The sequence below is a fragment of the Paraburkholderia sp. CNPSo 3274 genome, assembly GCF_024206475.1.
GTDB lineage: Bacteria > Pseudomonadota > Gammaproteobacteria > Burkholderiales > Burkholderiaceae > Paraburkholderia.
Window position 1 is genome coordinate 1 of sequence record NZ_JAMBPR010000168.1, and the last position, 4751, is coordinate 4751.

General features: G+C 61.7%; 5 protein-coding genes. 1 reads left to right on the plus strand and 4 read right to left on the minus strand.

Going from position 1 to position 4751, the window contains the following annotated elements; genetic code table 11:
• Positions 1–418: 418 nt before the first annotated feature.
• A complete protein-coding gene (locus tag M3I54_RS43490) occupies positions 419–1372 on the plus strand; it encodes a hypothetical protein (RefSeq protein WP_254346568.1) in 954 nt (317 codons plus the stop codon).
• 276 nt (positions 1373–1648) lie between these two features.
• Here M3I54_RS43490 and M3I54_RS43495 read toward each other — a convergent pair whose 3' ends face one another.
• The 4 genes from M3I54_RS43495 to M3I54_RS43510 form a co-directional block, all read right to left on the minus strand.
• A complete protein-coding gene (locus tag M3I54_RS43495) occupies positions 1649–1960 on the minus strand; it encodes a hypothetical protein (RefSeq protein WP_254346569.1) in 312 nt (103 codons plus the stop codon).
• A 1081-nt stretch (positions 1961–3041) separates the two neighbouring features.
• On the minus strand, positions 3042–3524 hold the full coding sequence (locus M3I54_RS43500; protein WP_254346570.1) for an RES family NAD+ phosphorylase: 483 nt from the start codon (positions 3522–3524) through the stop codon (positions 3042–3044).
• On the minus strand, positions 3521–4027 hold the full coding sequence (locus M3I54_RS43505; protein ID WP_254346571.1) for an antitoxin Xre/MbcA/ParS toxin-binding domain-containing protein: 507 nt from the start codon (positions 4025–4027) through the stop codon (positions 3521–3523). The genes M3I54_RS43500 and M3I54_RS43505 overlap by 4 nt, the downstream gene beginning before the upstream one ends.
• 84 nt (positions 4028–4111) lie before the next feature.
• On the minus strand, positions 4112–4751 hold a 640-nt coding region (locus M3I54_RS43510; protein WP_254346572.1), incomplete at its 5' end, for an ATP-binding domain-containing protein.

Sequence of the window (4751 nt, forward strand, 5' to 3'; positions counted from 1 at the left end):
TGGCGGCCGAACGCATCAAGGACGATCCCGGATTCGATAAGGATCACTGGCCATCGATGGCGGATTCGACATGGGGTACGCAATTGCATGACTACTACAATCGCCGTCCGTACTGGCTGGCGACCGGGGAGCTTCCGGGACGCGATCCTGGCATGAACAACCCGGTTGACCTGTAAAGGCAGTCGGGCTTCGAGAGCGCTTATCGTCCGATCGTCCAGATTGACACGGACCTGATGTAAAACAATCGCCCGGGCGGCAAGCCGGGCATCGGTTTGATCGGCCGATGCCCGCTCTCTTGTGTCAGGGTGGTCGTCGCAGTCTAACGCGGCGATGTGCGGCACACTTTCTGCTGGCTAATCCGGCGAGGCTGCACCGGTGCATGCCCGTCAACGGTCCGCGACCTGAGAGAGGAGACGTCATGGAAGAGATGAGCAATCTACACACGGATCTCGCAGCGGCGCACGGCATTCAACAGCCGTACCGTCGCGCGCCCGGCGCAGTGTCGTGGGCCGCGATCGTGGCCGGTGCGGTTGCCATGGCGGCCTTTTCTCTCATTCTGCTCATGCTCGGTACAGGGCTCGGACTTTCGTCTCTTTCGCCGTGGCCTGGAAGCGGGGCGCACGCGAAGACCTTTGGTTTTGCAGCCATCGTCTGGATCTGTGTGACACAGGTAATGTCCGCGGGACTCGGCGGCTATCTGGCGGGGCGCCTGCGTCGCCACTGGCCCGACGTCAGTGCCGACGAGACTCACTTTCGGGACACGGCGCACGGCTTTATCGCCTGGTCGCTCGCGACACTTTTTTCCGCTGCAGTCCTTGCTTCGGCAATCACTGGCATTGCGCGCGAAGGGGTGCGAGCCGTGGCGACAGGTGACATGGCGGAACCCGGCGTGCAGGCAGCGTCGGGGGTTGGCACGCTTGCCCGCGGGGACGGGGCCGCGGCTTACCGCACGTGGCCGATGGGTTATTTGATCGACGGCATGCTGCGTCCGCCGGCGGGCGCCATATCGCCTGACAATCAGGAAGCTGACGACGCATCGGTGAGGGTCGAGCAGAAGCAGGAAATCGCGCGAATTTTTCTCAACGGCCTGCCTGGCGCAGGAGGACTGGCGCCGGATGATAGCGACTATGTCGCCAGAATCGTTGCCCGAAGAACAGGACTTGCGCCAGCCGATGCCCGCGCGCGAGTTTTGTCCACGTGGTCGCGCCTGCAGGAGAAGGCAGGTCAATTGAATAACGCGGCGCGTGCTGCTGCGGATGAAGCGCGCAAGGCAACCATACACATCACGCTGTGGCTTTTTGTTTCCCTACTTATAGGCGCGTTCGCCGCCAGTCTCATGGCGACGATCGGCGGCCGCATGCGCGAATTCTGACGAGGCCAAGGTTATACCCATTACCGAACCGTCTGGAGACTGTTATGCGCTCGATTCTTCTTTATCTGTTGGGTGTGCCCATTCCGATTATCATCCTGATCGCGCTATTCTGGCACTAAGCAGGCGGGATGCGTCACCCTGTTCCATAGGATACGTTTCGCCCAATGCGCGTGAACCATTTTGCCTGTCCTCCGAGGCCGACGCTCACCGGGGGACAAGTTCGAATGCCGGCGCGGCTGTACGACCCCTTCAGATATTTCGTTCCCCGAATAATTCTCAATGGGAACCTACATTGTAACGACGGATGAAGGTGGCGGTGTCCGGCCGAAGACGGGCGTCGAGTGCCTGGGCCAGCAGTTCGAGGAACAAATTGAGGTCGTCCGTTCCGTATCGACGTTGAAACTCGTCCGAAACGTCCGATATTGCGGCACGCTCGCCGACAGGCGTCAATGTACTCGCGATATGGGAGGCGCCCCGCGCGAGTTCGGCCATAAATCGTCGACGACACTGATCCAGCCGTTGCGCTTTCAAGCCAGCGGTATTTCTTGTCATGTTGAGGAACCCCTCTGTGTTGTCGCGGTAGCTCACCGGCGTGTGAAAAAGCGGGGCTCGTTTGAAGGTTGAGAAAGCGACTGCGCGCGAGGTGACCCGAACGTTCTGGCTCGACAAACTTCACGGAGGCGTCGAAGCCTTCATTGTAATTGTGACTCCCGCCCGGGCCTGCGGTGTGGTGTGAGTAGACGAGCGGACAGATGTCCGGCACCCCGGCAAATAGAGGTGGTCATCGAAGCGCCTTGTAGCCGCATAGGGGCGGCGTCATCAAAGAAAGCGTCCGAGTGGCACGACGACGCAGAGTGCTTCACGCGGACAGCGATAGAGAAGAGCAGAGCAGATCAACCCGCTGGGGGTTGGGGAGGGTGCCGAAATCGGTCGCAGGTCAATTGACATGCCGATGGTACGCCTATTCAGGAACTTGTACAGCTAAAAAATTCTCTGCGACCCGCGACCGCGCGCCCGCGGATGTGCAGCCTCCCGCAAGGGAAAACCGCGCGAAAACGATTAGAGCTCGCCTCAGTGTGACCTTGTCGAGGATGAAGCTCGCTCGCCGATGGAACGCTGCACACGAGTAGAACTCTAGCGTTGGCCCGGCCGCCCGCAGTTCCCGCCAGGACAACGATAAGACACTTGAAAATCGCTCAGTAGCCAGCAGACCGCCTAGTCGATACCTATTCGCAGGGCACGACTCTACTCGATATGAAGTCCTGAATGTTTTCTCTTCACGTAGCCGTTGTTCCGCGATGGAGCGATGGTTTTCCGGAATCTCCGGAGGTTCGGTATGAGCAGCGACCTGCTCAGACGGATTCAGGTTCGCGACCGCGACATTGTCGATGAGTTTCTTCGCTCGGATGCGAACGCACGGGTAAGTGGCTGCTCGTGAACGTGGGTATCCCGCCGGTCTCTGACGCGCATCGCGCGCTGAAGGAGGCCGGCCATCTCGGTCTTTTCCTCCATGGCACTGTTTAACATAATTAACATTATCGCATTTTCGAACGATCGTGCTTTTTGTCGATTGGATGTCTGGAGAGCGCCTTGACCGCCGGCACGCACATCGCGAACCCTGACATTTGATCGCGGGGCATGGTTCATCCGCCTGCAATTGACATCGGGCTCATCGCGTCGGCTGGCCAAACAGCCGCGGATCCAGCATAAAGGGTTCCGTGCTGATCACCTTTACGCTTGCCATCTCTGGATGCATCGGGTTCAGCAGCAGATTGAAGTCGGTAGGACAAACGACCGACGGGACCCGCATCGCCAGTTCCTCGCCCGCCTCAAGCCATTGCCGGCCAAGCGCCCTTGTCGCCACAGGATCGCTCGTCAGGTCTGCCCAGCCGTCCGGCAGGCCGGGTGCGAACGCGGCATCGTAGGCAGCGTCCGGCACCTCCAGCGTCACGAGGAAATAGCCACCGGCCGGTAGCAAGCCCGCCATGTGCACCAGCGCCTCAAGCAGCGCCGTCGACGCGTGGCAGCAGGTGTAGAGCACCCGCATGCCACGCGGGTTCCAGCGGCCTCCGGCGATCGCCGCACCATTGCCGCTCAGGTCATCGGCACGATAATACCCGCGCCGTTCTTTTGCCAGGCGGTAAAGCCTCATGCAGACACGCCGTGAATGACGCGCAGCAGGATCTCACGCACGCGGTCGTAGCCCGGTTGCGAGTCGAGCACCTCGAGCGGGCTGAGTCCACCCAGTTCCGCATTCGATCGCTGCATCCACTCGGCGGCCAGCGCCGGGTCCTCAAACACCTCGACAGCAAGCTGACGCACATAGAGCACACGCGCAACGCGATCCGATTCGGCTGGCGACAGGCGCTCCGCGCGCGCCATCTTGCGCAGGATCGTCGAACTCGGCAGATTGAGACTCGCGAGCAGCGTCTGCACCGGCACGTGCAGCAGGTCCTTCGCCACGCGCTCGATGATCGCCGCTTCCATGCCTTCCCGGATCTGCCGGCGTTGCTCGAGCGGGTCGAACCTGACGAGGAACGTTTCGATATCGTCAGCGTGGGCGCCGGGTCTGCCAGAGCCGGCCAGGGCCTTGCCGGCATGTGCGGCGCCCGGACGCGCGGCCGGGTGACGGCCGGACGGTTGATTCAGGGACATGATGCGCTCCTCCCAGATGGGAATTCCATGACTCCCATTCTAGATCACTCTCAAACGGGAATCAAGATTCTCCCATTTGATCACTTATTTTGCTGACCGGTCCTGGCGCCGGAGACTGAAAAGCCGCAGCAGTTCGTCGCGCAACCCGGAGATATCCAGGACATGCTGCGCCCGTGTCACGGCCACATAGAGGAGGCGCAGCTCATCGTCGTCCGGCATCGGGCTGCCGTCGGCCCCGCGCAGGCGGAAATCGTTGGCAATCTTGACCCGCTTCCACTCGAGACCCTTGGCACGGTGGACGGTTGAGACCACATAGTCGGCGGCGCCCTCCGCCGCCGAACGCTGCGCCAGGGCCCGCAGATAGCCGGTCCCCAGCTCGTCGACGATGCGCACAACCGGCAGCAGGTCCTGACCAAACGCACTGCGCGCAAACGCCTGTGCGTCGCTCCACGTCTCGAACAGCGAAAATGCCGCCGGACGGAACGCGCGCTGGCCGGCCAGCAACCGGTCAGCGCCGTCAGCGTAAGCGAGAATCTCGGCGGGGCTCATCCGGATCGCCGGTCGGTGTCCGGCCTCGAGTCCGGCGGCGAACTGCCAGATCGCCGTGACATTCTTTCGGCACAGGATCGCGTCGACCGGCGGCGCTAGCGCAGGATCTTCCACCATGATCGAGCCAATGGCTTCCTGTCCCCGGATGGGCGTGCGCTCACCGAGCAGTGCGAGC

What these genes read in the sequence shown, in the direction of transcription:
- M3I54_RS43490 (WP_254346568.1), top strand. Translation starts at nt 419, where the DNA reads ATGGAAGAGATGAGCAATCTACACACGGATCTCGCAGCGGCGCACGGC.
- M3I54_RS43500 (WP_254346570.1), bottom strand. Translation starts at nt 3,524, where the DNA reads ATGAGGCTTTACCGCCTGGCAAAAGAACGGCGCGGGTATTATCGTGCC.
- M3I54_RS43505 (WP_254346571.1), bottom strand. Translation starts at nt 4,027, where the DNA reads ATGTCCCTGAATCAACCGTCCGGCCGTCACCCGGCCGCGCGTCCGGGC.